The 25,443-nt window shown below is 53.5% G+C and carries 24 protein-coding genes; 15 read left to right on the forward strand and 9 right to left on the reverse strand.

Features of this window, described 5'->3' with window-relative positions; genetic code table 11:
- Positions 1 to 52 precede the first annotated feature (52 nt).
- Both ACO0LF_RS08185 and ACO0LF_RS08190 read left to right on the forward strand, forming a co-directional pair.
- Entirely contained in the window at positions 53 to 640 is a 588-nt protein-coding gene (locus ACO0LF_RS08185; protein WP_423013629.1) for a DUF2975 domain-containing protein, read from the forward strand.
- Between the two features lie 7 nt (positions 641 to 647).
- Complete coding sequence (locus ACO0LF_RS08190) at positions 648 to 881, forward strand: helix-turn-helix domain-containing protein (protein ID WP_423013630.1); 234 nt, start codon at positions 648 to 650, stop codon at positions 879 to 881.
- A gap of 1 nt (position 882) precedes the next feature.
- Here the strand turns inward: ACO0LF_RS08190 and ACO0LF_RS08195 are convergent, their stop codons facing one another.
- Positions 883 to 2,100 carry a citrate/2-methylcitrate synthase gene (locus ACO0LF_RS08195; RefSeq protein WP_423013631.1) on the reverse strand — a complete coding sequence of 406 codons (1,218 nt, stop codon included), beginning with the start codon at positions 2,098 to 2,100 and terminating at the stop codon, positions 883 to 885.
- Between the two features lie 131 nt (positions 2,101 to 2,231).
- On the opposite strand from ACO0LF_RS08195, the gene ACO0LF_RS08200 reads away from it, so the two are divergent.
- Positions 2,232 to 3,638 (forward strand): CoA transferase, encoded by a 1,407-nt coding sequence (locus ACO0LF_RS08200; RefSeq protein ID WP_423013632.1) that lies wholly within the window; start codon positions 2,232 to 2,234, stop codon positions 3,636 to 3,638.
- Positions 3,639 to 3,645: 7 nt separating this feature from the next.
- Here ACO0LF_RS08200 and ACO0LF_RS08205 read toward each other — a convergent pair whose 3' ends face one another.
- The 4 genes from ACO0LF_RS08205 to ACO0LF_RS08220 all read right to left on the reverse strand — a co-directional run bounded on the left by ACO0LF_RS08205 (position 3,646) and on the right by ACO0LF_RS08220 (position 6,683).
- Positions 3,646 to 4,383, reverse strand: a complete 738-nt coding sequence (locus ACO0LF_RS08205; RefSeq protein WP_423013633.1) for an alpha/beta fold hydrolase — start codon at positions 4,381 to 4,383, stop codon at positions 3,646 to 3,648.
- Positions 4,384 to 4,404: 21 nt separating this feature from the next.
- Complete coding sequence (locus tag ACO0LF_RS08210; protein WP_423013634.1) at positions 4,405 to 4,707, reverse strand: hypothetical protein; 303 nt, start codon at positions 4,705 to 4,707, stop codon at positions 4,405 to 4,407.
- 102 nt (positions 4,708 to 4,809) lie between these two features.
- On the reverse strand, positions 4,810 to 6,018 hold the full coding sequence (locus tag ACO0LF_RS08215; RefSeq protein ID WP_423013635.1) for an MFS transporter: 1,209 nt from the start codon (positions 6,016 to 6,018) through the stop codon (positions 4,810 to 4,812).
- Between the two features lie 20 nt (positions 6,019 to 6,038).
- Complete coding sequence (locus ACO0LF_RS08220) at positions 6,039 to 6,683, reverse strand: NAD(P)-dependent oxidoreductase (protein ID WP_423013636.1); 645 nt, start codon at positions 6,681 to 6,683, stop codon at positions 6,039 to 6,041.
- Between the two features lie 132 nt (positions 6,684 to 6,815).
- Here ACO0LF_RS08220 and ACO0LF_RS08225 point away from each other — a divergent pair, with 132 nt between their 5' ends.
- Positions 6,816 to 7,697 (forward strand): LysR family transcriptional regulator, encoded by an 882-nt coding sequence (locus ACO0LF_RS08225; RefSeq protein WP_423013637.1) that lies wholly within the window; start codon positions 6,816 to 6,818, stop codon positions 7,695 to 7,697.
- Positions 7,698 to 7,713: 16 nt separating this feature from the next.
- Here the strand turns inward: ACO0LF_RS08225 and ACO0LF_RS08230 are convergent, their stop codons facing one another.
- Both ACO0LF_RS08230 and ACO0LF_RS08235 read right to left on the reverse strand, forming a co-directional pair.
- Entirely contained in the window at positions 7,714 to 8,391 is a 678-nt protein-coding gene (locus ACO0LF_RS08230) for a DUF1045 domain-containing protein (protein ID WP_423013638.1), read from the reverse strand.
- 18 nt (positions 8,392 to 8,409) lie between these two features.
- The gene (locus ACO0LF_RS08235; protein ID WP_423013639.1) at positions 8,410 to 9,297 is read right to left on the reverse strand and encodes an amino acid ABC transporter substrate-binding protein; all 888 of its coding nucleotides are present in this window, start codon (positions 9,295 to 9,297) and stop codon (positions 8,410 to 8,412) included.
- A 315-nt stretch (positions 9,298 to 9,612) separates the two neighbouring features.
- On the opposite strand from ACO0LF_RS08235, the gene ACO0LF_RS08240 reads away from it, so the two are divergent.
- Complete coding sequence (locus ACO0LF_RS08240) at positions 9,613 to 10,746, forward strand: alpha-D-ribose 1-methylphosphonate 5-triphosphate diphosphatase (protein ID WP_423013640.1); 1,134 nt, start codon at positions 9,613 to 9,615, stop codon at positions 10,744 to 10,746.
- Between the two features lie 2 nt (positions 10,747 to 10,748).
- Here ACO0LF_RS08240 and ACO0LF_RS08245 read toward each other — a convergent pair whose 3' ends face one another.
- The gene (locus ACO0LF_RS08245) at positions 10,749 to 11,582 is read right to left on the reverse strand and encodes an SIR2 family NAD-dependent protein deacylase (protein WP_423013641.1); all 834 of its coding nucleotides are present in this window, start codon (positions 11,580 to 11,582) and stop codon (positions 10,749 to 10,751) included.
- 215 nt (positions 11,583 to 11,797) lie between these two features.
- Here ACO0LF_RS08245 and ACO0LF_RS08250 point away from each other — a divergent pair, with 215 nt between their 5' ends.
- From ACO0LF_RS08250 to ACO0LF_RS08280, 7 genes are all read left to right on the forward strand, one after another.
- Complete coding sequence (locus tag ACO0LF_RS08250; RefSeq protein WP_423013642.1) at positions 11,798 to 13,006, forward strand: ABC transporter substrate-binding protein; 1,209 nt, start codon at positions 11,798 to 11,800, stop codon at positions 13,004 to 13,006.
- 280 nt (positions 13,007 to 13,286) lie between these two features.
- Positions 13,287 to 13,526, forward strand: coding sequence for an acyl carrier protein (locus ACO0LF_RS08255; RefSeq protein ID WP_423013643.1), 240 nt, complete (start codon positions 13,287 to 13,289; stop codon positions 13,524 to 13,526).
- A gap of 1 nt (position 13,527) precedes the next feature.
- Positions 13,528 to 14,700, forward strand: a complete 1,173-nt coding sequence (locus ACO0LF_RS08260; RefSeq protein ID WP_423013644.1) for an acyl-CoA dehydrogenase family protein — start codon at positions 13,528 to 13,530, stop codon at positions 14,698 to 14,700.
- 12 nt (positions 14,701 to 14,712) lie between these two features.
- Positions 14,713 to 15,624 carry an amino acid--[acyl-carrier-protein] ligase gene (locus ACO0LF_RS08265; RefSeq protein ID WP_423005018.1) on the forward strand — a complete coding sequence of 304 codons (912 nt, stop codon included), beginning with the start codon at positions 14,713 to 14,715 and terminating at the stop codon, positions 15,622 to 15,624.
- Positions 15,625 to 15,631: 7 nt separating this feature from the next.
- Positions 15,632 to 16,618: a DUF1839 family protein gene (locus tag ACO0LF_RS08270; protein ID WP_423013645.1), complete on the forward strand. Its 987-nt coding sequence runs from the start codon at positions 15,632 to 15,634 to the stop codon at positions 16,616 to 16,618.
- 10 nt (positions 16,619 to 16,628) lie between these two features.
- On the forward strand, positions 16,629 to 19,151 hold the full coding sequence (locus ACO0LF_RS08275; protein ID WP_423013646.1) for a glycoside hydrolase family 2 protein: 2,523 nt from the start codon (positions 16,629 to 16,631) through the stop codon (positions 19,149 to 19,151).
- 10 nt (positions 19,152 to 19,161) lie between these two features.
- A complete protein-coding gene (locus ACO0LF_RS08280) occupies positions 19,162 to 21,075 on the forward strand; it encodes an alpha/beta fold hydrolase (protein WP_423013647.1) in 1,914 nt (637 codons plus the stop codon).
- Here the strand turns inward: ACO0LF_RS08280 and ACO0LF_RS08285 are convergent.
- Complete coding sequence (locus ACO0LF_RS08285; RefSeq protein ID WP_423013648.1) at positions 21,044 to 22,327, reverse strand: lipopolysaccharide biosynthesis protein; 1,284 nt, start codon at positions 22,325 to 22,327, stop codon at positions 21,044 to 21,046. The genes ACO0LF_RS08280 and ACO0LF_RS08285 overlap by 32 nt on opposite strands.
- Positions 22,328 to 22,481: 154 nt before the next feature.
- Between ACO0LF_RS08285 and queC the strand changes: the two genes are divergently transcribed.
- The 3 genes from queC to ACO0LF_RS08300 are packed head-to-tail and all read left to right on the forward strand — an operon-like array spanning position 22,482 to position 25,441.
- Positions 22,482 to 23,204: a 7-cyano-7-deazaguanine synthase QueC gene (gene queC, locus ACO0LF_RS08290; protein ID WP_423013649.1), complete on the forward strand. Its 723-nt coding sequence runs from the start codon at positions 22,482 to 22,484 to the stop codon at positions 23,202 to 23,204.
- 58 nt (positions 23,205 to 23,262) lie between these two features.
- Positions 23,263 to 24,006 (forward strand): metallophosphoesterase family protein, encoded by a 744-nt coding sequence (locus ACO0LF_RS08295; protein ID WP_423013650.1) that lies wholly within the window; start codon positions 23,263 to 23,265, stop codon positions 24,004 to 24,006.
- Positions 24,007 to 24,019: 13 nt separating this feature from the next.
- On the forward strand, positions 24,020 to 25,441 hold the full coding sequence (locus ACO0LF_RS08300) for a protein kinase domain-containing protein (protein WP_423013651.1): 1,422 nt from the start codon (positions 24,020 to 24,022) through the stop codon (positions 25,439 to 25,441).
- Positions 25,442 to 25,443 lie beyond the last annotated feature (2 nt).

Genomic DNA, 25,443 nt, shown 5'->3' on the forward strand with positions numbered 1-25,443 from the left:
TTAAAATCTACATCGATTCATATCCATCAGTTCATTCACTAAGGAGTTGCAAATGCAAGTTCAGAAGCATGCCAGGATCACCAATATTCGTAAGCTCAGCAAATACTTTCTCTTTCTCACCGTGCTCGCCATGGCCCTGGTCGCGGTGGGTGGCATCACCCTGACTGCCATTATTGTGTGCTCAAGCACTGGCGATTTGACAGTGCCTGCTTATCTCGCAAAGGCAGCGGCGCTCGGTAGTAGAATCGCCCCTTTCCTGATGGATGGCTTGAGTGTGGAGTTAAAAGTACTTGCTGTACTTGGCTGCATATTCTTTTTTGGCATGATAGAAATGGTGCTCATGCATATCAAACAGCTACTGACTTGTTTCCAGCAAGGAGAGATATTTAACAAACAGGCGGTGTTTCATGCAAAAAGAGCTTTTAACATCAACTTTGCCTTTGTCGCTATCATGTTCCTGGTGGAATTGTTGTCGACTGCTGTGAGTTATGTCTATCCCTGGAATGGAATGACAGGCAATCTCGAAGGTTTTTTCTTTAAATCATTTGATCAAATTGTCTGGCTATGTATCTGCCTGTTGCTGCTCTGGTCTCTAGAAATTGGTGTAGACCTCAATGAAGAAGCTGAACTGACCATCTGAGGACGCTATGCCTATTACTGTCAATCTCGATGTCGTCCTGGCCCAGCGCAAGATGCGCTTGAATACCCTGGCTGAACTGGTCGATATCACACCACAAAATTTATCCGTATTAAAGACCGGCAAGGCCAAGGCGATACGCTTTGATACCCTGGAAAAAATCTGCCAAGTGCTGGCTTGCCAGCCCGGCGATATCCTGGCTTATGCACCAGATGAGCCAGATGTAGCCAGTGTAGAAAGCTGATTCAATCTGTTGCCGTGTCAGGAAACTTGCCCACATACCTGGCCCGTGGGCGTATCAACTGGCCAGTTTCCAGTTGTTCCATGGCATGGGCTAGCCAGCCCGCTGTGCGGCCCAGTGCAAACAGGATCTGGGCTGCACCCGGCGGCAATTGACAAGCGATTTCCACGGCGACCAGGCCAAAGTCTATGTTCAGTTTTTGGCTTGTCAGGTCTTCTGCTATCTCGGCCACGACAAACAAGGACGCATGCTTTTCTCTATCCAGCATCTTCATCAACAGTGCACCACGTGGGTCACCATCGGGATAAAGCGGATGAGCAAAGCCCGGTAATCTCGGTGAAAAATGATGGCTGGCATCATGACTGCGTAAATGCCTGGCCAGGAAACTGGAGATATCATTTTCTGGAACAGCCAAAGCAGCGCGCAACAGCCGGCTGACGCGCAAACTCTCACCGCCATGCTTGGGGCCGGAGAGCGCGGCCAGTCCAGCCACCAGAGCCATGCCCATGTTGGCACCGGCAGAAGCGACACAACGCACAGTAAAAGTGGAGACATTCAATTCATGATCTGCGCTGACGACCAGGGCTGCGCGCACCAGTTCTGCTTGTTCTGCATTTAACTGCCACGCAGCAGCGAGCTTTTGGTGAAATGCCTGATAGTCAGGTGCTATACCCAGGAGTGCTGCGGCGCTCAGATGCATCCACAGCATGGCTTTTTGATGTGCATGGATGTACTGTATTTCTTCCACCGTTCTGGCGAGCAGGGGCAAGATACTGATGGCTCTTTCATAAGGCGACAGATGCGCAGTCAAGCCCGGCAGCGTGGGCCATAGCCTGGTCAATGCAGTCAGACAGGTCTGGGGCAGATCAGGGCCTGCCTCGCTATCCCATAAAACCCATGCAGTCTGTTCCAGCGTATGTGTCACTGCGAGTTCATCGACGGCATGAGCACGGTAATACAGCTTGCCATTTGCAACCTGAGTAATTTTTGATTCGAGTACAGGCAAGCCCCAGTCTATCGCCGATTCGGCAGCACTACCGGCCCGCTTGTTGTCGCTAGCGCGCGCCAGCAGGCGCAAGACTTCTTCTTTCGCATAACGCTTCGCCTTTTGCCCCGGATGCTGCTGCGATTGCAGCAAGCCACGGCTGACATAGGAATACAAGGTAGGCAGGCTGATGCCTAGCAAAGCGGCTGCTTCTCTGGCAGTGAGGGTGTTATTCACGATAAATTCACGATAAATTTATATTGATAGGCAGAATCAAGATTGACCACAGGGCAATGCAGATCCTAGACTGCAATCGTAGAAAGTCAGATCAGCGCATTGTGCGCCAGTTTGAAATTTTTGGGGAGAGCATGATGTCGGCAGAAACTTTATTGGCGTCTTTATGGCATGCGGGTGGTGGTGAGCCTGAGGCTTTACAGCAATTGAGATTCACTGGCGACAATGCACAATTACCATCTACTTTTGCGGTCGGTGATGTGGCATCGGCCAGCATAGCCGTGCAAGCCCTGATGGCTGCGCAACTATGGCAGGCCCGCGGTGGTGCTGCGCAAGAAATCACTGTGGACAGGCGTCATGCTCTGGCCATGTTCAAAAGCGACCGTTACCTCAGTATCAATGGCAAAGCAGCCGATGACCCCTGGAGCAAGATCGCCGGTTATTATCAGGCGGGCGATGGTCGCTGGATACAATTGCATACCAACTTCCCGCATCACCGCGATGGCGTACTGGCCATCTTGCAATGCACAGAAGAGCGCGCCGCAGTTGCCAGGGCCATTGCTGGCTGGCAGGCGGCAGAGCTGGAGCAGGTGCTGGCCGATGCCGATATGTGTGCTGCCATGATACGTACCGGGCAGGAGTGGCAGGCGCATCCACAGGCCCAGGCCATTGCTGAATTGCCGCTGTTTGAAGTCAGGAAGATAGCCGATGGTCCTGTCATACCATTGGAGCAAGTTGGTGGACAAACCTCCTTGCGCCCACTAAGCGGTGTACGTGTGCTGGATTTATCCAGAGTCATTGCAGCGCCTGTAGGGGCACGTACGCTGGCACAACATGGAGCGGATGTGCTCGCGATTAGTGCCGCACACCTGCCCAATATCATGCCCCTGGTGATGGATACTGGCCGTGGCAAACGCTCGGCGCAATTGGATTTGCGTAATGTTGAGGGGCGACAAAAATTGCATGAGCTGATACGTGGTGCAGACGTTTTCATACAGGCTTATCGACCCGGGGCCTTGTCACAGCTAGGTTGTTCTGTTGAAGAACTGTGTGCACTCAAGCCTGGCTTGATCTACGTCAGCTTGTCTGCCTATGGCCATGTCGGCCCCTGGGCAAACCGGCGTGGTTTTGACAGCCTGGTGCAATCTACCAGCGGCATTGCCGATGCCGAAGGCCAGGCGGCAGGCAATGCAGCGCCAGGCAAGCTACCCTTCCAGGCACTTGATCATGCAACTGCTTATTTGCTGGCGTATGCGACCATGCTGGCCCTTCAAAAACGTGCTGTTGAAGGCGGCAGCTGGCAAGTCAGGGTATCGCTGGCACAGACTGGCCGCTGGTTGCAAGCCATGCCAAGACGTGGTTTACAGGAAGATGCTGCAGAACTACGGCCAGAAGAAATCGCTGTGTTCTTGCAGACATCCAGTTCAGGTTTTGGCGAGATGCAGGCGATTGCGCCGGTAGAAAAAATGAGCCTGACACCCGCGCATTTTGCATTGCCCGCACCTACACTTGGGCAACATGCGCCAGTCTGGCTGCCATAATTGAGACTCAAATTGCATGCTGCTGCAGCCAGCCATGCAATGTGGTGATGAGTTCTGGTGCTTTTTCCAGTGGCGACATGTGGCCGCAATCTTCGACGATATGCAGTGTGGCATCTGGTAATCCATGCGCCAGTTTTTCTGATTCTGCAAGACTGCGCATCTGGTCATTCCTGCTGGCGACGACGAGGGCAGGGCAGGCAATTTCAGTGAGTTCATGATGACCATCTACACGAACTATGGACAGTTGCTGCAAAAAGACCTGCTTGCCAAGCGCCAGTGACATGGCCTGCAAATGTGCCAGCATGACAGCATCATCCTGACGCTCAGGGTGCAGGGCGCGGCGCAGGGCTGTCATGGTCTGGCCCTTGTAGGGATAGTGTTCCAGCAGCTTGATTTGCTGACGGTTTTTATTGTCTTCATCTGCTGTGCTGGCGCGTCCTGAGGTGTTCAGTAAAACCATGCCACTTATCGCTTTGTCTTGCTGAAGCGCCAACCATGTCAGATGACGCGCTACATAGCCCCCCAGAGAAAAACCGATAATGATGGCCTTGTCAGGCAATGCCGGGAGCAGGCGTGCCGCCATATCCTCTATGCTGTTTCCCTCATTCAAATCGGCGAAATGCACCTGTCCCAGTTGCTCCAACCCGGGCAACATGAATTTCCATAAACTGGCATCACACATGAAGCCGGGGATGAGCAGGAACTGGCGTGCTGGTCTGGTATCAGCGAGTGTGGATTCTGGCATGCGGTTTAATGATGGGTGGTTTTATTTCTTTTTGATGTTTTGCAAAAGACTGCTGACTTGCTGGCTCAGCGGTATGTCATGCTGGCGCAATAACTGCACATGCAAGACCAGGTTTTCCAGCACCAGCTTTGCCGCAACTGCCAGCAAGGTGACTTGTCTGTCTTCATTGCTGAAGTTTTCCATCGCATCTGCCATGTCACACAAATGCTGAGCAGTGATGGCGCGCAGCTCATCTTCTTCGAAGGGCAGGTCAGCAAAATCGATGGGATCTTCCTTCTCTACTTCCCTCATTAAATCCTGTAATTGCTCTGGTGTGATGGACATGTGCACTCTCCTTGAAAATAGCGAGCCGGACTGTATGCCATTTCTCTGTTCTCATTGTAGACTGCTTTTGAGGTGGCTGAATACTGCGCTTATTTTCTCATCTCAATTTTTGATCGACAATCCAAAGACAGCCAGCCCACCCAGCGCCAGCAATGCACCCAGCCAGCCGGTGGAGGTCCAGCCGTATCCCATCGTGATGACTGCACCACCCAGCCATGCGCCAAGTGCATTGGCGACATTGAAAGCAGAATGATTCAGGGCCGCAGCCAGGGTTTGCGCTTCACCTGCCACGTCCATCAATCGTATCTGCAAGGCAGGGCCGATAGCGACCAGGGTACCGAGCAAAAATACCCAGATGATTGCTGATATTGTGTAGCTCATCGCGAAAGAAACACCACCTAAAACCACAGCATTCCACAGCAGCAGGACAGCAATAGAACGCAGCAGATTTTTGTCTGCCAGACGTGCTCCCAGCATGCTGCCCACCACCATACCAACGCCAAACAGTGACAGTATCAAAGGGATGACGCCAGCAGACAGTTTCGTTACTTCTGTAAGTATGGGTTTGATATAGCTGAACACAGCAAACATGCCACCAAATCCGACCGCGCCTATACCCAGCGTCAACCAGACCTGCTTGTTGGCCAGCGCAGCAAGCTCACTTCCGGGATTTGCGTTTTTCGCTGCGGCCACATCCGGTACGGCGAAATACACAGCCACGCTGCTGATTACCGCCAGCGAGGCGACAAAAACATAAGCAGCCTGCCAGCCCCATGCCTGCCCCAGCCAGGTTGCTGCGGGTACGCCAAGCAGGGTAGAACTAGTCAGGCCCAGGATGACCAGCCCCACTGCAGTCGCACGTTTGTCTGGCGTTACCATATTGGCGGCAACTAGCGTGGCGACACCAAAGTAGGCTCCGTGCGGCAGGCCTGCGATAAAGCGCAGGATATTCAGCGAGAGGAAGTCGTTAGTCAGCGTCACGGCAAAATTACCTGCTGCGAACAACAATATGAGGGCGATCAGCAAAGTCCGGCGTGGCCAGCTGGCTGTCAGCACGGCAAACATAGGGGCGCCGATGACCACACCAAAGGCATAGGCACTGACGACATGGCCAGCCTTTGGTATGGATACTGCCAGGTCTTTAGCTACTTCTGGTAGCAAGCCCATCATGGCGAATTCACCAGTGCCTATCGCGAATGCACCGAGCCCCAGCGCAGTGACGGCATATAAAAATTTGCGCTGAGTGTTGTCAGCAACTTTGGCACTCACTGATGCTGGTGTAGTCGACATGGCGTTGGGTATGATGGGCATGATAGGCAATCAAAAGAAAATTAATTGGCGACGGTGAAGCGCTTCTGTATATGTTTCGGTGTTTCCAGTTCATCCGCGATAGCGACAGCCAGGTCTTGTACAGAAATACCTGCATGTGCACCGGCAACGCCCGGCAGCAGATTGTCAGCACCTACCCGGTATTGCCCGCTACGCTCGCCAGGTGCCAGGCCTATCGGTGGTGACAGGAAGCTCCATTCCAGCGTGTCTTCTTTCTTGATGAGGTTCAGGGCTTCTCGCGCGGCCAGTGCGCCTTGTTTGTATTCCGCCGGGAATTCAGGCACATCCACTAGTTGCACGCCAGGTGCCACGAACAGGCTGCCTGCACCACCCACCACCAGCAAACGCTTGACGCCTGCCTGTTTGATGCCAGTAAAGATGGCTTGCGTGCCCTGCAAGAACAGATCATGGATTTGCGCTTCGCCCCAGCCAGGGTTGTAGGCGCTGACTACGGCATCTTGCCCCGCTACCGCCTGTGTCACCTGTGCTGCATCCAGTATGTCCGCCTTTACTACGGTAAGACCGGCTTGCGCTGCTACTTTGGATGGGGTACGTGCCAGCAGGGTGACTGCATGACCGCGGCTCAGCAATTCTGCCAAAACAGGTGTGCCTACAAAACCGGTGCCGCCAATTAATGCGATTTTCATTTGAAACTCCTTTGTGTGTATGTTTAGTTTGTGATAAATAGTGTGAATACTTAATGATTTCTTGAATAGATAGTAAAATTCAATAACACTGTGAAGCTATGCTAACAAATCAATGATTTATCTGGAGTGGAGATGGAACAGTACAAACGCATGGCCCTGTTTGCCGAGGTCGTTACCGCAGGTTCGCTGACCAGTGCCGCCCGCAAGCTGGGTATGACACCGTCTGCAGTCAGCCAGCATTTGCGGGCGCTGGAGGCTGAACTCGGTTTGTCGCTACTACATCGTTCAACCCGCAAGCTGACGCTGACAGAAGCGGGTGCGCGCTACTTTGAAGGCTGCGCCGCCATGGTGGCTGCTGCCCGTTCTGCCGAGCAAGCGCTGGCCCGCCACAGGGATGAGCCGCAGGGGGAATTGCGTATCGCCGCACCGATAGGCTTTGGTGGCATGCTGGCGCAAGCGCTGGCACCGCTGCAAAAATATCCGAAGCTGAGTTTGTGTTTGCTGGTGGATGATGCCGTGGTCGATCTGATTGATGAACGTATAGACATCGCGCTGAGGGTAGGTAATTTGCCTGATTCCAGCCTGGTCGCGCGCAAGCTGGGCAGCATGCCTGCCCAGTTATGCGCAGCGCCTTCTTATTTGAATGAGCATGGCTGGCCGCAGCATCCTCAGGACCTGGAGCAACATGTCTGGCTGGGTGGCGCACCTACCCGTCATTTGCAATTGTCCGGGCCAGATAAATCCAAAATCGAAATGAAGCTGCCAGTCAGAATCAGGGCTACCCAGGTCACTGCTCTGCATGCGCTGTGTGTAGCTGGCTGGGGGATCAGCATTGCAGTCAGTGAAGATGACCACCAGGCTTTGGCGAATGGCAGCCTGGTAGCGGTTTTACCGGATTGGAAATTGCCTGACCTGGTGATGCATGCGATTACGCCGCGTCGTGATGAGCAGCCTGCCAAGGTACGCCATGCGCTGGCCTTATTGGCAGAGCATGTCGCCAGATACGCAATGTGAAGGAGATATTCGCGATTTAGCCAAATGGAAAGCGCGCCACTAGCTCAAAATCTGCGCCAGCTTCAGGCTCTATAAACAGGGCAATGCCATCAATGACCAAGGGTTCTGGCAGACTGAAATACTGGATGGCGGCAGCATGCAGACTGTCTGCAATTGCTCCTGCATCCATCCTGTCAGTCAGTGTCATATGGAAGCGGAATTCTTCTGCCGTATACGGATAAGCCCATTCCAGCAGCAATTCATTTTGTCGGGCGGACAATGGCATTTTTTGACGGCGTGCCAGTTCAGCCTCACTCATGGGCGCACGAAAATGATCGAAGTGGCGCACGCAGGCAAAGGCAAAATCGTTCAGCGCAGTCTGGTCGCCAGTAGCTCGCAAGGCCAGGAATTTACCCATCCATTGCACCTCTGGCGCGTTTATCTGGATGACGCTTTGCTGTACGCAAAATTCTTGCAGGGCCTGGCGCAAGTCAGCCTCGCTCATACCATCAGCAAGCTGGAAAGGTGCTTTCAGCGTGGCATGAAAACCATAGCGACGTGCGTCGCTGGTCAGTTGCAGCTGCAAGCCTGCATCCAGGCTTGCAATAGCGGGCTGTGCTAGTAACTGGCCGCTGGCTGCATCATGCCCCAGCCAGTTACTGCCTCGCTGCCACCATCTGGCTTCGGGCGCAAAATACAGGGCATATCTTGTCATGCCTGTTTTTACCGTAGATCAGTCAGCAACCTGATCCGTAGGGAAGCGCAAGGAATCCCTGAGCAAGAAGCCCATGGACATATTCATGTTGATGTTCTTCGGTGGTATTGGTTTGGTAAACCATTTTTCGTAGATACGATAGATTTCACCCTCATGTATCATCCTCAGCATTTCGGTATCGACGACTTTCTTGAAGCCGGGATCATCCTTGCGCATCATGATGGAATAGGGTTCTATCGACAAAGGGTCGCCGACGATGGCAAAGGCGGCCGGTGACTTGGCTTCAGCGCGCAAGCTGTACAGCAAGACATCATCCATGGGGAAGGCATCAGCCTTGCCTTCTTCCACCATCCTGAATGAATCCTGATCGCTATTACCTTCTGTCAGTTTGATGTTCAGTGAGCTGGTGTCATTCCTGTCGGTCAGCAATTTGACGGTGGTAGTGCTCTTGGTCGTCACGACAGTGCGGTTGCGCAATTGTGGCCAGTTCTTGATGCCGCTGTCTGCTTTGACCAGGGCGCGTACGCTGGAAAAGAAATGCGGTATGGTGAACGCGACCTTCTTGCGTCTTTCTGCATTATTGGTGGTACTGCCGCATTCCAGATCTATCTTGTCGTCCAGCAAGGCGCTGAAGCGTGTGGCAGAATCGACGGGGAAGAACTGTACTTTCATGGCGGGCATTTTGAGTTCTTTTTTGATGGCCTCTGCCACTTTCAGGCACAGATCTACCGAGTAGCCGAGAGGCTGCTTGTTTTCATCGGTATAAGAAAAAGGCGCGGTTTCGCGTATGCCTATCACCAGGGTCTGGGTTTTACGTATCTTGCCTAAAGTATCGCCTGCTTCTGCCAGCAGGGGCAGGGTCAGGCACATCGCGGCAGCCATGCCACCAATTGCTTTTCGCATCATATTTTCCACCCGTTATTATGTGATTTACATTCTGAGTTTATGCTTTTTGCTAATCGACTCTAACAGTCATGGTACAAGACAAAGTATGAAATTCAAGCTTCCCGGCAAAACAAGATTTAGTAAAAAATGTAAAATTATATTGCTCAATAACATTATTTAAGATAGTCAGCTGTTTTCTTGTCATGTTTGCTGGAACGTCCCGCAGGGTCTTGGAGCTTGCTGGTTCATGGGCAAAACATGCTAAGGTGACGACATCCCTACCGTTTTTTCATCATCATGAATTTCTCATCTGACGCCTCTACAATTCCAGATAGCTTGTTAACAATACGCAACGCCCGCATAGTCCGTGCCGATGAGGTCTTGACGGGCTCCATGCAGGTCAGCCAGGGCAGGATCACAGAATTGGGCGAGGGTGTTGCCGGATTGGCTGGAGAAGACTGGCAAGGTGACTATTTATTGCCTGGCCTGGTGGAAGTGCATACCGATAACCTGGAAAAGCACTTGATGCCACGTCCCAAGGTGCACTGGCCTGTCATGCCAGCCATACTGGCGCATGATGCGCAGATCGTTGCTGCAGGTATCACCACGGTGCTCGATGCCATTGCTGTCGGGGATATTGACCCTGACAGTGTGCGCATGCAAACCCTGCAGCCCTGCGTTGCTGGTTTGCGCAAGGCAGAACAGGCAGGTTTATTGCGTGCCCAGCACTTATTGCATATGCGCCTGGAGCTGGCCGAGCCGGATTTGCTGGCCATGTTCAGCCCCTTCTTGCAGGATGACAGACTGAAGCTGGTTTCCCTGATGGACCATACGCCTGGCCAGCGCCAGTGGACCGATCTTAGTCATTATCGCGTGTATGTGACGGGCAAGCGCGGCTGGAGTGAACAGAAGGTCGATAAGATGCTGGGCCTTTTGCTGGAACGCCAGCAGCGTCATGTGGCTGAAAACCGTTGGCTGGTGATACAGGCTTGCCAGCAGCATGCCCACCCCATTCCTTTGGCTTCGCATGATGATACGACCGCTGAGCATGTGCATGAAGGCGTGGCAGAGGGGGTCAGTATTTCAGAATTCCCTACCAGCTTGCTGGCAGCGCAAACTGCCAGGCAGCAAGGCCTGGCCATCGTCATGGGCGCACCCAATCGCGTGCGCGGCGGCTCACACTCGGGCAATGTCTCTGCGGGTGAATTGGCCAGGCATGATTTGCTCGATATCCTGTCTTCCGACTATGTACCGGCCAGCCTGTTACAAGCCGCTTTCCTGTTGCAGGAAGATGGCTATGACTTGCCCAAGGCGATTGCCACCGTCAGCCGCACACCGGCCAGGGCCCTGGGGCTGGAGGACAGGGGAGAAATTGCAGTCGGTTTGAAAGCGGATTTCATACGCGTGCGCATGCTGGGGCAGTTGCCTGTGGTGATTGCGGCATGGCGAGATGGCAGGCAAATCGCCTGAAACTAAGTTTCCAGCACGGCCTGGATTGCTGTCAGTGCTTCCAGCGCTCCCATGGCCAGGCCCACATCCTGGACATACGGCACTTGTGACTCGCGTAAATTGATACGCAGCAAGCGTCCGCCAAAATGCGCAATCACGCGCTGGCTGAAATTGCGCACGCTGGGTATGGCAGTACCTGCACCCAGTTCTATCACCAGGGGCTGGCGTATCTGGCCAAACCAGCTGTTCTGACGTGCCGCCTGTTGCTGCTGCCTGTGGGCATTCCAGTCTGCATCATCAAACATCAGGATATTGGGCCTGGCCATGCCACCGCAATGCGGGCAGGTAGGCAGGGCATTCAATAACTGGCAATTGACTTCATCGACTTGCGGACTAAACTGATCTGCTTGCCAGATACTGTCACGGCAGGGTAACAGGCATTGTAGATAATGGATGGAGCCATGGCATTCATGGACTTGTGTGTCCTGCATGCCCGCTTGCTGGAAATGCCCATCGACATTGCTGGTGTAGACACTCAGGCCATGGCTCTTGGCGGCCCCCCATTGTCTGAGGATGTCAAAACCTGCATGTGGCCGTATTTGACGATAAAGCGCCAGCCTGTGCCCATAGAAACCCCAGGCCTGTTGTGGGCGGCGACGAAAAGCGGCTGGATTGGCAATTTCATAAAAAGGGATGGCTTGCTGGCCCAGTGCCGGATAAGCCTGCCAGAAACCCTCGCTGCCACGAAAATCAGGCAAGCCCGAATCTACGCCCATGCCAGCGCCAGCAGCAATCACCAGGCTGTCAGCCTGGGTGATCAGTTCTGCCGCCTGATGAAGGAGATGAGCAGGGAACACGAGGGCATCCTTTTAGAAAGCATGAGGGGGCAGACAGCGCGCAGCCAGCATTACTGTGCCATTTCTCGTAATTTCAGGCAAGTCTGCTATGAAAAATACAATTAATATGTAATAAAAGTGTAAGTAAAGTGTAAGTAAGCGTGAAAATCTCATATCAAATGCCTAAAGCTGGTGCAAACTATTGCTTATTAACAATATATTCTGGAGACAAATTCATGCAAGCCCTTCCCCGACTCTTGACCGGGCTCTTATTGGCGTTGACGCTACCCCTTTCTTCGTATGCAGAAGAGGGAACGATACGTATAGGCATCATAGGGCCATTCACTGGCAAATCTTCTATTGATATGGGCGAGAGCATCCGTGGTGGGGCCAGGGTGTTCTTGCAGGACATTAACCAGATCGGTGGTGTCATGGGCAGGCGCATAGAACTGGTAGAGCGTGATGACCAGGCCAAGCCCGAGCTGGGCGTGGCGATGGCCAAAGAACTGGTGGATAAGGAAAAAGTCGTCGCCGTCATTGGTTTTGCCAATACGGGCGTGGCCTTGCAAGCCGCCAAGGTATTCCAGGATAGTAAAAAACCCCTCATCATCACAGCTGCCACCGGGGCAGCCATCACCAAGCAATATATGCCACCGGCAATTCCCGAGAGTTATGTGTTCCGCCTGGCGGCCAGCGACAATCTGCAGCCTTCGGTCATCCTGAGCGATGTCATCGACAAACGCAAACTGACGCAAATCGCCATCTTGCATGATGACAGCCCCTACGGCATGTATGGTAAAGAAAACCTGATGGCAGAATTGCAGCGTCGCAAAATAACCCCTGTGGCACTGGAAAGTTTTAAGGTCGGTGATCAGGATATGACCGCGCAACTGGCCAAGGCCAAGCAGGGTGGGGCGCAGGTGGTGGTGGTGTATTGTCTGGGTTCAGAAGGTGCCATGGTCGCCAACAGCATGAGCAAGATTAAACTCAATGTACCTATGGCAGGTTCCTGGACCTTGTCGCAGCGCAGCTTTGCCGAACTGGCTGGCAATAATGCCGAAGGTGTACGCATGCCTGTGACTTTCATAGAAAATGATGCCAGCAACCGCAGCAATGATTTCGTACTCAATTACTTCCGCATAAATAATGTTAAATCCATTCCCTCGGCGGTGGCTGCGGCGCAGACTTATGACGCCCTCAGGATACTGACTTTGGCCCTGATGCAGGCCAATACCACGGATGGCGACAAGATCAAACTGGCGCTGGAAGACATGAAGTATGACACTACCTCTACCGTCATCTCGCGCTATAAGAAACCATTCTCCAAAAACGACCATGAAGCCATTGCCAGGAACATGCTTTTCATAGGGGAAATCCGGCGCGGCAAGGTAGCCTATGCGTATAAGGAAGATGCCAATAGTGGCTTGATCGTACGTACCAAGTAAGACCCTCTTTTTCGCCTGTCAGGCCACCTCATGCATTTGCCCTCAGGACCAGATTCACTGGCCTGGGGGCAACATTTCCTGCGCATTTCTCCAGTACTTTCTGCTTGCTGCAACGCAAACAAACTTAACCAAATTTAACTTCGCTTTTGTTGGCATTCGGCTATGCTGTTAATCTTAAAGCATGAAGTTATCTGCCTGCCCGGATGGCATTGCTATGCCTGTGCGTCCGTGTTCTTGAACAAGCATTTGTCGGTCAAAAAAATCCATAAGAAAGGTCATTATGAGCAAAGAACAGATACGTCAGGTATTGAAGGAACATGGCAAATTTTCTGCCGATATCGATAGCCTGGCTGATGATGCCGACCTGTATGAAGCTGGCATGACATCGCATGCCAGCGTGAATGTCATGCTGGCTCTGGAAGATGCTTTTGACCTGGAGTTCCCTGACCGCATGCTCAAGCGCAGTGTGTTTGAAAGCATTAATGCCATTCACGCAGCCATAGAAGAATTGACGGCCTGATATGGATACCTCAGCCCCCTCAGCCATGATACTGGCGGCCAGGCTGGTCGCCAAAGAATTTGCCGCTCCGCACGCCAATGCCGTTGATCAGGAAGCGCGTTTCCCGCTGGAAGCTGTCACGGCGCTCAAGCGAGAGAAACTCTTAAGTGCCTATGTACCAGTGGCGCTGGGTGGGGCGGGTCTGAGTTTGACAGAGCTGGTGGAGATCGTGGAAATCCTGGCACGTGAATGCGCAGCCACAGCGATGATCTATGCCATGCACCAGATACAGGTTATCAGCATAGTCAGGCATGCCCAGGATAATGCCTGGTATCAGAATTATTTGCGCGAGCTGGTAGAACATCAATACCTGATTGCCTCGGTGACTTCCGAGGTAGGCGTGGGTGGTGAAATGCGTCGCAGTCATTGTGCGGTCGAAGTGGATGGCCAGCGCTTCAAACTGATCAAGGATGCCACCACGATTTCCTACGGTGCCCAGGCCGATGATTTGCTGGTGACAGCCAGACGGAACCCCGATGCCGCTCATAGCGACCAGTCACTGGTACTGGTGCGCAAGGCCGATTACACGCTGGAACAAAAAGGTGGCTGGGACACCATGGGCATGCGCGGCACTTGCAGCCCGCCCTTCCTCATGACCGCTGCTGGTGACGTCGCACAGATTATCGATGTGCCATTTGGCGATATGTCGGCACAAACCGTGGTGCCGGTATCGCATCTGTTATGGGGTGGTTGCTGGATGGGCTGCGCCGCCGCAGCAGTCAACAAGGCCAGGGCCTTTGTGCGTGGGCAGGCACGTGCCAATCCCGGCACCGTGCCACCGACAGCTTTGCGCCTGGCAGAACTGGTCAGCATGATGCAAAGCCTGCGCACCTCAGTGCAAGCCTGTCTGACTGAATATGAAGCCTTGTCAGTTGCCGATGATGCAGCAGTCGGTATCCTGACTTCCATGGGCTATTCGCTGAAGATGAATAATCTCAAGATAGATGCAACCCAGGCCCTGCCACAAATTGTGACCAAGGCCTTGTCCATTTGCGGCATACTGGGCTATAAAAATGATAGCAAGTTCAGCATGAGTCGCCATCTGCGTGATGCACATTCAGCCGCCATCATGGTGGGCAATGACCGCATCCTGGCCACCAATGCCAATTTGCTGCTGGTACTCAAAGACGACTAGGAAGGGTTGAACATGTCCATCGATTTTTCTCCAGAAGGCCTGACCGATGACCTGGTTGCTGCTGGCCACATCATCCCCGTAGGTGTGCAAGGCATTTTTGGTCGTGGCCCGGTATTTGAAGACGTGTTACGCCGCTTCGATGATTATGTCAGTCGCGTGGCTGCCAATGATGGCGCGGTCAAAATGTCTTTCCCGCCCTGCCTGGACCGCAAGGTGCTGGAGCGTAGCGAATACCTGGATTCCTTTCCGCAACTGGCGGGCACCATCTTCAGTTTTACCGGCAATGAAGCCCAGCACAAGGAGCTCATAGAAAATGTCCATGAAGGTCGTCCCTGGACCCATCTGCAAACCATGACGGCAGTCTGTTTGACGCCAGCTGCCTGCTATCCGGTCTACCCCAGCTTTACTGGTACTATTCCTGCTGAGGGCCGTCTGGTGGATATGCAAAACTGGGTATTCAGGAATGAGCCTTCACCAGAACCTACCCGCATGCAATCTTTCCGCGTGCGTGAATTTGTCCGTGTCGGTACGCCCGACATGGTGGTGGTCTGGCGTGACACCTGGTTGCAGCGCGGCCTGGATATTTTAAAATCCCTGGGTTTGCCTGCACATTCTGATGTTGCTTCTGACCCCTTCTTTGGGCGCGGTGGCCGCATGCTGGCCGCCAATCAGCGTGAGCAGCAATTGAAGTTTGAAGTGCTGGTGCCCGTGATCTCTGAAGCCAAACCCACGGCGGTTTGCTCCTTTAATTATCACCAGGACCATTTCGGCAAGCTGTTTGAGATTTACCAGCAAAATGGCGAGCTTGCTCATACCGCCTGCCTGGGCTTTGGTCTCGAGCGCATCGTCATGGCCCTGTTCAAGACCCATGGCATGCAAACCGAGCACTGGCCGCAGGCAACCCGCGATTTATTGTGGTCATGATGTGCTCATGAGCTTGCACGCGTTAAGCCCGATTATTGCCAGCGACTATCAGCCACATGCCCTGCATGGTGCTGACAGGGCCTGGGCAGAAACCAATTGTTATATCGATGTCTGGATAGAAGTCTTGCATGCCCAGGGCCTCAACCCGCTGGCCTGCCTGCCCATGGTGTTTGCCAATGATTTTGATGGTGATCAATGGACGTTTTACAAACCACCGCATGAAGACTTGTTTGCCCTGTATGGCATAGACGTACAAGAACTCAATGTCTGGCGTGGCTTGCTCAGCAATGCCACAGTACAGCTAGGTCGTGGCCGCCTGGTGCTGACAGAGACAGATTCATTTTACCTGCCGGATACGGCAGGCACAGATTATCGCGCGAACCACGTCAAGACCACCATCGCCATACAGGAAATTGACCTCGAGCAGCAAAAGCTCGGTTACTTCCATAACAGCAGCTATCACGAATTGCAGGGCGAAGATTTTGTCGAAACCTTCAGGATAGGCAAGCCGCATGATGCGACGTTCATGCCGCTGTTTGCCGAGTTCGTGCGTCTCGATCATGTGCAGAAAAAAACAGATGCAGAACTGGCAGCGATTTCTTTGCCACTCTTGCGCAAATACCTGGCCAGACGCCCGCGCAGCAATCCTGTCAGCCTGTTCCAGGCTGTCTTTATCAGCGATGTAGAGCAATTGAAAGAAGAGGGCATGGTGGCCTATCATGCCTATGCTTTTGCCTGTCTGCGCCAACTCGGTGCGGGCTTTAGCCTGGGTGCGCATTACCTGCGCTGGCTGCAGCAACACCAGCCCTTGCAGTTTGAACAGGCAGCGATAGAATTTGACAGCATTTCCGAAATCACCAAGACCTTGCTACTGAAAACCGCCAGGGCCGTCATGGGCAAAAAAGCCGTGGACCTGGCACCGTTGCTGGAACAACTGGCTGCGCACTGGCAGCAAGGCATGGCGGCGCTGGACGCCAGCCTGGCTGTCGGGTGATATTGCATCCATGGCTGAAAAAATACTCATCCCGCTGACTACTGACTGGCAAGTCACTCAAGTTGCCAGTGGCAGTGTCTTATTACCATTTTCCTTGCCATCTACATTGTCATCTGCGTTGTTATCTACATTACCAGCGCAAGTGCCAGGCACCATTGCCAGTGGCTTGCGCGCTGCCGGGCAGTTTGAATATGGCAAAGATAATTTCGATGCGCTTGATGTCTGGTATTTTTGCGATCTGGATTTACCTGCGGATGCAGCCTGGCTGCATTTTGAAGGCCTCGCTACCCATGCTGAAGTTTACTGGAATGACAGCCTCATCCTGCAAAGCGAGAATATGTTCATCGCCCATAGTCTGGATCTGGCTGCACTTGCTGTCATTGGCAAGGGGCGCTTGAGTCTGCGTTTCCTGGCATTGAATACCGTACTGGCACAACGCCGCCCCCGCCCGCGCTGGAAAACCCGTCTGGTCGAACAACAGCAATTGCGCTGGGTACGCACCAGTTTGCTGGGCCGCATGCCAGGCTGGTCACCACCAGTAGCGCCGGTGGGACCATATAGACCCATCCTGCTGGAATTGCAAAGCCCTCTGCGTATCAGCAGCAGGAACATCAGCAGCAAACTGGATGGTGAAGATGGACAGTGCAAAATCGAATTGCTGGTGCAAAGTACGCAGGCATTGACCGCCTGTACCATCAATATTGGTGAACAGGAATCTGCCCTGGATTGGCAAGACCTGGGCGAGCAGCAATATCGTATTCATGGTCTGTGCCAGCTGCCTGACGTCAGGAAATGGTGGCCGCATACCCATGGTGATGCGGCCTTGTATGCGCTGGAATTGAAGGTCAGTTCTAGTGATGGCGTGCAAACTATCAATCTTGGTCATACCGGTTTTCGACAAGTAAAAGTCGATCAGCGCGATGGCGATTTCAATTTGCATGTGAATAATGTACCCGTATTTTGCCGCGGCGCTTGCTGGACACCGGTAGACATGATCTCATTGCAAAATGAGGGCAAGGATTTACGCCAGATGCTGACGCTGGCGCGCGACGCTGGCATGAATATGCTGCGGGTTGTCGGCACCATGGTGTATGAGACTGATGCGTTTTATCAGCTATGCGATGAACTCGGCATCCTGCTCTGGCAGGACTGCATGTTCGCGAATATGGATTACCCTGTCACCGATGCTGTATTTACTGCCAGCATAACGACAGAAGTGCAGCAATTCCTGCAGCGTACTCAAGCCTCGCCCTGCATCGCCGTCGTCTGCGGGAATAGCGAAGTCGAGCAGCAGGCCGCCATGCTGGGCCAGCCTGCTGAACTGTGGCGCAATACATTTTTTGCCGAGACACTGCCTGCGCTATGTGAACAATACAGACCCGATGTGCAGTACTGGCCATCCAGCCCCAGTGGCGGTGTCATGCCTTTCCAGCTTGATACAGGTGTCGCCCATTATTTTGGTGTTGGTGCTTATTTACGGCCACTCGATGATGCGCGCCGCAGCGCTATACGCTTTACTTCGGAATGCCTGGGTTTCTCGAATATGCCTGACGACGATCTGATCGATGGCATGTTGAAGAATGGCGAAACACCAGGCTCCTATCCGGCGTGGAAGCAGGGTATACCGCGTGACAATGGCACAGGCTGGGATTTTGAAGATGTCCGCGATCACTATATGGCTGAGCTCTATAAAGTGAACCCTGCCAGCCTGCGTTATGCCGACCGTGAGCGCTATCTGGCTTTAGCACGTACTACGACTGGTGTAGTCATGGCCAGCACCATGGCTGAATGGCGCAGGGCAGGTTCGACTTGCCATGGTGCCCTGATCTGGTTCTGGCGCGATTTAAGACCAGGTGCGGGCTGGGGCATTATTGATGCTCATGGCAAACCCAAGGCGGCCTATTATTATCTGAAGCGCGCCATGGCTGCGCTGACGGTGTTCATCACCGATGAAGGTTTGAATGGCCTGGCACTGCATGTCATCAATGACGGCCCGCTGGAATTCGAAGGCGAACTGGAACTGAATCTGTATCGTCACGCCGAGACCCGTGTAGCCCATGGCCGTATTGCCGTGCAAGTGGCGGCGCATGCCGCAATCAAAGTGTCGGACTATGCGCTCTTGCCGCATTTTGTCGATACCAGTTACGCCTATCGTTTTGGGCCAGCCGGACATGATGTGGTGCAAGCGGCCTTGTACCGAACCGGCGAAGAGCAGGCATGCGCGACAGATTTTCATTTTCCGTCGGGGCAGCAATTTCCTCCGCAGGCAGATCTGGGTTTGCAGGCACATTGCAGTATGGATGCGGATGGCAATCATCTCCTGCATTTGAGTACACAAAAACTGGCCCAGGCGGTCGTGATACAAGTTCCTGGTCTGTTGCCGGACGATAATTATTTTCACCTGGCCCCCGGCAGCAGCAAACAAATTCGGCTGATGGCCGTGGAGGGCAAGTCCATCAAGCCCGGCCATGTACAGGTGCAAAATGCGCTGGGCAGTATCAGGGTGGCTGTGGCAACTAGTATGGCAACTTAGCGGGGCAGATTTGGCAACTCAACAGTATCCTAGCAAAGACATTCTGTATACGCCGCAAGCCTTCTGGTTTGGTGATGTTGCCAGCCCCATGCTGGGCTGGTACCACCCGGCAAGGGTGAGGGATGCTGGCGGCAGCCGCCAATGCGGGGTGGTGCTTTGCCCACCGTTTGGCCATGAATACATGGTGTCTTATCTGGCCTATAAGCATCTGGCCATGCATCTGGCAAAAGCCGGGTTTGATGTCTGTTTTTTTGACTATAACAATAGTGGTGATGCGGCTGATGCTGAAGGTGACAGGGTCGCGTTATGGCAAAAAAATATCAGCCAGGCGGCGACGCAATTACGTCAACTGGCTGGTATTGAACATATTGCCCTGTTTGGTTTGCGCCTTGGTGGTTTGCTGGCGGGGAGTGTGGCCGCAGCCATTGATGCCAGGGCCTTGCTCTTGATGGCTCCAGTTATCTCTGGTCGTGCCTATGCGCGTGAAATGCTGGTTTTGCGCAGCATGAGTTCGCTGCAGGCAGAAGTCGACCCTGACCGCACCATAGACCCCAATCATGTGCAGACGGATGATGAGCTGACTGGCTATGAGTTTACTGCAGCAACCGGCAGCAGTTTGGGGAAGCTGGATTTAAGCAAACTGCCTGCGCCAGCCATGCCGGTTTTTGTACAGGCGCGCGATGACATCAGCGGCCAGGAAAGCAAGCTGGTGCAAGCCTGGCATCATCATGACCACGCCCTGCACTTGTCAGAGTTGCCTGGCTATGCCGCCATGATGTGCGAGGATGCCCATGACACCGTGGTGCCGACAGCGATCTGGCAAGAGATGCAGGCCTGGCTGGGACGTTATTTTCCCTTGAATGAAGTGAGCAGCCGTGATTTGCCCATCACCAATCCGGTGGCCAATATAGTTTTTGGCCATGTCGTGGTGGAAGAAGAATTGGTGGAGCTGGAAGGCATGTCCGGCATAGTCAGCCGGCAAGCAGGTGCAAATATCAAGGCCCTGCCTACTGTGATTTTGTGCAATATAGGCGCTAATCACAGGGTAGGCAATCACCGTCTGTATGTCACTCTGGCACGCAACCTGGCCAGTCACGGTTTTCATGTACTGCGTTTTGACAAGTCAGGCATAGGCTATAGCAAGACTACGCCAGACGATAAAGAAAACGATGTGCATGCGGCTTCCAGTGTTGATGATCTCAGCAGTGCCATGTATTTCATGCAGGGCAAATACCATAGTCCCTCTTTTGTCCTGGCGGGCCTGTGTTCAGGTGCCTACATGGCTTATCTGAGTGCGCTCAGGGATGAGCGCGTCAGTGGCCTGGTCTTGATGAATCAACTGACTTACCGCTGGCGTGAAGGCGATACTATCGAGGCACGCAAAAAAGCCACCATCAAATCCACCCATTTTTATGTACATGCACTGGCCAAAGGGGATACCTGGAAACGGGTACTCAAGGGCCAGGTGGATTTTCGCCAGATAGGTGGTAATTTGCTGCGCCGTACAGGCAAGCGCCTGCGCACGCAGTGGCAGCTGCTGACGACCTATCTGATGCACAATAATCTTTTCCTGGGGCAGGTGGCACGCAATTTTAAAAACCTGGAAGGCAGGGGGACTGAGCTGCTGATGATTTATGAAACCAGTGATACTGCGGTGGATGTCATGACCGAGCAATTTGGCAGGCATGCCAAATTATTGGGGCAGAGTGAACGCATCTGCCTGAAATTTTTCAGAGGGGCAGACCATACCTTTACCCCGCGCTGGTCACAATTGGCCCTGGTGGATTTCATCAGCAAGCATTTGCTGCATCGTTTTAGCCATCGCCAGCAAGACCAGACTGTGACCGCGCCTATCGCTGCTCTCCAGCGTTTTGACGCTGCTGAGCATATAGCTAAGCCTGCCGCTGCAGACGTGGCAAAATAAAACGCCAGACCACGATCAGTTCAAATATTTCCACTACGATGAGTGCCAGGATAGCCCCTGGTGCGCCCATGCGCGGGATGCTGAAAGCGGTAATCAGTAACACCATGCTGAGTGTCACGCTGCCCAGGAAAAACATTTGTTTGTAGGCGCCACCACTGGATAACCATGACGTGCCCACCCAGCGTGCCGCATTGATGGCGAAATAAGCGCCCCACATCATGACCAGGGGATCAAGCCCGCTGTACTTGGCGCTGATGACATGGCTTTCCAGCCACGGCAAGCCCAGTAACAACAGGGCGACATAGGCCAGCACCACCATTTCTATGCCAGCGATGGAAAACAGGGTCAGGCGCTTGAGGCCACGCCAGTCTTTGCCCGCCATCAGGCGGCTGGCCTCGGGTCGCGCAACTCTGGACCAGGCTGCCACGGCCAGTGGTATGGGCATGAGCATCAGGCGTGAAGCATTCAAATCGGCAATCGCTGCCACCCCCAGCCAGGCACCGGACAGATACACATAACTGTAGTTAGAGAGCCAGCCAACGATCACGCCCGACACTGCCCAGCGCCCGTGTCCTGCGATGGTTTCCTGGTGGGCATTGATGGCGAGTGTGATCTCTTCCCTGGCATGTGCTTCTACATCTGCGGTGGTGTGTGCCAGAAAATGCTGGCGACTGGCCAGGGTACACAGGAAGGATGACAAGGCCAGCAGCACAAACACGGTCACCAGATCGAAATGCTTGCTGAAATACAGGAATGCCAGCCCCAGGCCAACCAGGCTCACATATAATATATCTTGCCGCAGTACAGAGATGATATCGGACTGGATAAAGCCTACGGTACGGCCATATTCGCGTATGCCATTGCCAAACAGATAGGTGGCAAACACCGCCGCCAGTATCCAGCTCTTGTTGCTGTAATGCGTCGCTGCAGGTACAAATTCCACGATCACAAAAGCCAGCGAACCCATCGCCAGGGTCCAAAACACTTGCTTATACCAGTAATGACGCAAGAGCGATTTGCGGGTATCGCCCTGGACCGAGGGGGCGACCGTGGTCAGTGGCCCGGCTATCCAGGAGTCTACGATAAGTCCGACCAGCAAGCCACCAGCGTACAATTGCCCATACAGGCCATAATCTTCTTTGGCCACCAGGTTCATGAGCAAAATGCCAATGACAAAATTCAGGGCGCTGAGCATGCCCTGATCAATGACCGACAAGATGGAAGAAGAAAGAAATTTTTTATAAAAACTCATGAGCTTGCACGAGGTGGTCCTGGCTTATGATGCGGGATTGCAATGCGACGGTTAGCCTCAGCATATTTTGCAACAGAAACATAACATCAAGACTGCTTGATACACAAAGTATTTCATTCTTTTACTATGACTTTACCTTTATTTTTCATCATTTATGAATAATTTAACCACTAAAGACCGGGCTCTGGTGCTGTTCAGTGGCGGCCAGGATTCTGCCACTTGCCTGGCCTGGGCCTTATCCCGTTATGCCCATGTAGAAACCATAGGCTTTGCCTATGGCCAGCGTCATGCCATAGAACTCAGTGTCAGGCCGACGCTGATAGAAAAAATGCGTCAGTTTTCACCTGAATGGCAAAGTCGCCTGGGTGAAGACCACATGATAGATTTATCACTGATTTCCCAGCTCTCGCATACGGCGATGACAGAAGACATCGCCATAGAGATGCAGGAAAATGGCTTGCCAAATACCTTTGTCCCTGGCCGCAACCTGATGTTCATGATGACGGCCGCAACCCTGGCTTATCGCCGCGGTTTGAATGTGCTCGTTGGCGGCATGTGCGAGACCGATTTTTCTGGCTACCCGGATTGTCGTGACGACACCATGAAAGCTCTGCAAGTGGCGCTCAATCTGGGCATGAATACCCGCCTCAAGCTGGAAACACCGCTGATGTGGATCAACAAGGCAGAAACCTGGTTGCTGGCAGAACAACTGGGCGGCGCTGCGCTGGTAGACCTGATACGTGAGGATACTCATACCTGCTATCTCGGCCAGCGTGGCGACCTGCATCCCTGGGGTCATGGCTGCGGCACTTGCCCGGCTTGCGCCTTGCGGGCGCGCGGCTATGCGCATTATCGTGCAGGTAATTTCGAATTGTAAGCATGGCGTTAGCTTAGCCACATAAACTGGAGCGACAAATCATGATAAAACCTAGCCCATGCTGATTGCTGTCATCACCGACTTGCACGCCAATCGTGAAGCCCTGCAGGCTTGTCTGGCACATGCGAAGCAGCACAAGGTCACGCAGTATGCCTTCCTCGGTGATCTGGTGGGCTATGGCGCGGATCCAGGCTGGGTGCTTGATCAAGTCATGGAATATGTCAGTCAGGGAGCCTGGGCGCTGATGGGTAACCATGATGCTGGCTTGCTGCAGGGTGAGCGCCAGGGCATGAACCCGGTCGCCAGAAAAGTGGTGGACTGGACACGTGCCCAACTCAAGGCTGAACAACTGGATTTCATTGCCCAATTGCCTTACCGCATAGAATGGCAAGACATTCTGTTCGTGCATGCCAATGCCTGGGCACCCGAGAATTGGGAATATATAGATGGCGTCATGGAAGCCACGCGCAGCATGCATGCCACCAAGGCCAGCATCACGTTTTGCGGCCATGTGCATATGCCTGGTCTCTACCATATCAGCCTGACTGGCAAGACCGGGGAATTTACTCCCATGCCTGAAGAAGGTATCCCCCTCAGCAGGCAAAGGCGCTGGCTGGTCATCCCCGGCTCTGCAGGCCAGCCGCGGGATGGTGACCCGGCAGCCTGTTATGCGACTTTTGATACCGAAAGCCAGGTCTTGACGTATTACCGGGTCCCCTATGATGCTGAAACCGCTTGCCAGAAAATCATCGCTGCCGGTTTGCCTGCCAGCCTGGGGCACAGACTGCTGCACGGCAATTAGCCCAGGGTAAGACATGAGCAGCCCCGCACATCACAAGCTGCAAAGCGGTATGGAATTCGATGGCTATCGCCTGGAAGAAAAATTGCATACCGGTGGCATGGCGGCCTTGTGGCGGGTCACTGATTTGCGTGAGCGACATCCACAGCAGCCAACATCCCTGATCATGAAAGTGCCGCTGCTGTATTCTACAGATGACCCGACTGCCATCGTCGCCTTTGAAGTCGAGCAAATGATCATGCCCAAACTCAAGGGTGACCATGTGCCGCGGTATTTTGGGGCAGGTGATTTTGATGCCCAGCCATATATCGTCATGGAGCAAATTGCCGGGGCATCCCTGCGCAGCCGTTTTGAGCAAGCACCTTTACCGATTGCTGAAGTGGTCGATATCGGCATCAAGGTCGCCCATGCCTTGCAAGACCTGCACAAGCAACATGTTATCCATCTTGATATCAAGCCCAGCAATATCATGTTCCGCCCGGATGGCACTGCCGTGCTCATCGACTTTGGTTTGTCGCGGCATGACCGCCTGCCAGACTTGCTGGATGAAGAATTCCGCCTGCCCATGGGCACCGGCCCCTATATTTCACCGGAACAGGTCATGGGCCTGCGTAATGAGCCGCGCAGCGACCTGTTCTCGCTTGGGGTCTTGCTCTATCATCTGGCCACTGGGCAGCGGCCCTTTGGTCATCCGACTTCCATCTCTGGTTTGAAGAAGCGCCTGTATCGCGACCCCATACCACCGCGCAAGCACCGTAGCGACATGCCAGCCTGGTTACAGGAAATCATTTTACGCTGTCTGGAAGTCGAGCCAGGTGCACGTTTTGACACTGCGGCACAACTGGCTTTTTTATTGCAACATCCAGATCAATTGCAATTGACGGCGAGAGCAGAAAAACAGGGGCAGGATGGGTATATGGCAGTACTCAAGCGACGCTTCCAGGCAGCTGGGGCCGAGCCGGTACTGATGCAGAGCGCCTCGGATCAATTATCCAAAGCCCCCATCATCGTCGCTGCGCTGGACTTGAGTAGTGGTTCCGTGGCTCTGGCAGAAAGCTTGCGCACGATCACCAGACGCATGTTGCAGACAGAGCCGGGCGCACGCCTGGCCTGCCTGACCATACGCAAGGTCAGCCGCCTGGGCATGGATGACAGCCTGATACAGCAGGGTGAAAACATCCATGTCAAACAACTGGTAGACCTGAAACACTGGGCCAGGCCCTTGCAGGTCAATCCCGATAAAATCACCTTCCATGTACTGGAAGCACCAGATGCGGCAGCTGCCATCATCGACTATGCCCATAGCAACCGGGTCGACCACATCATCATAGGTTCACGCGGCAGCTCGGCCTTGCGCCGCTATCTGGGCAGTGTTTCGGCGCAAGTCGTGGCTGAGGCAGAATGTACCGTGACAGTCGTGAAAGCCAGCGACAAGTAAGT

The sequence above is a fragment of the Undibacterium sp. Di27W genome (genome assembly GCF_049340345.1).
GTDB lineage: Bacteria > Pseudomonadota > Gammaproteobacteria > Burkholderiales > Burkholderiaceae_D > Undibacterium.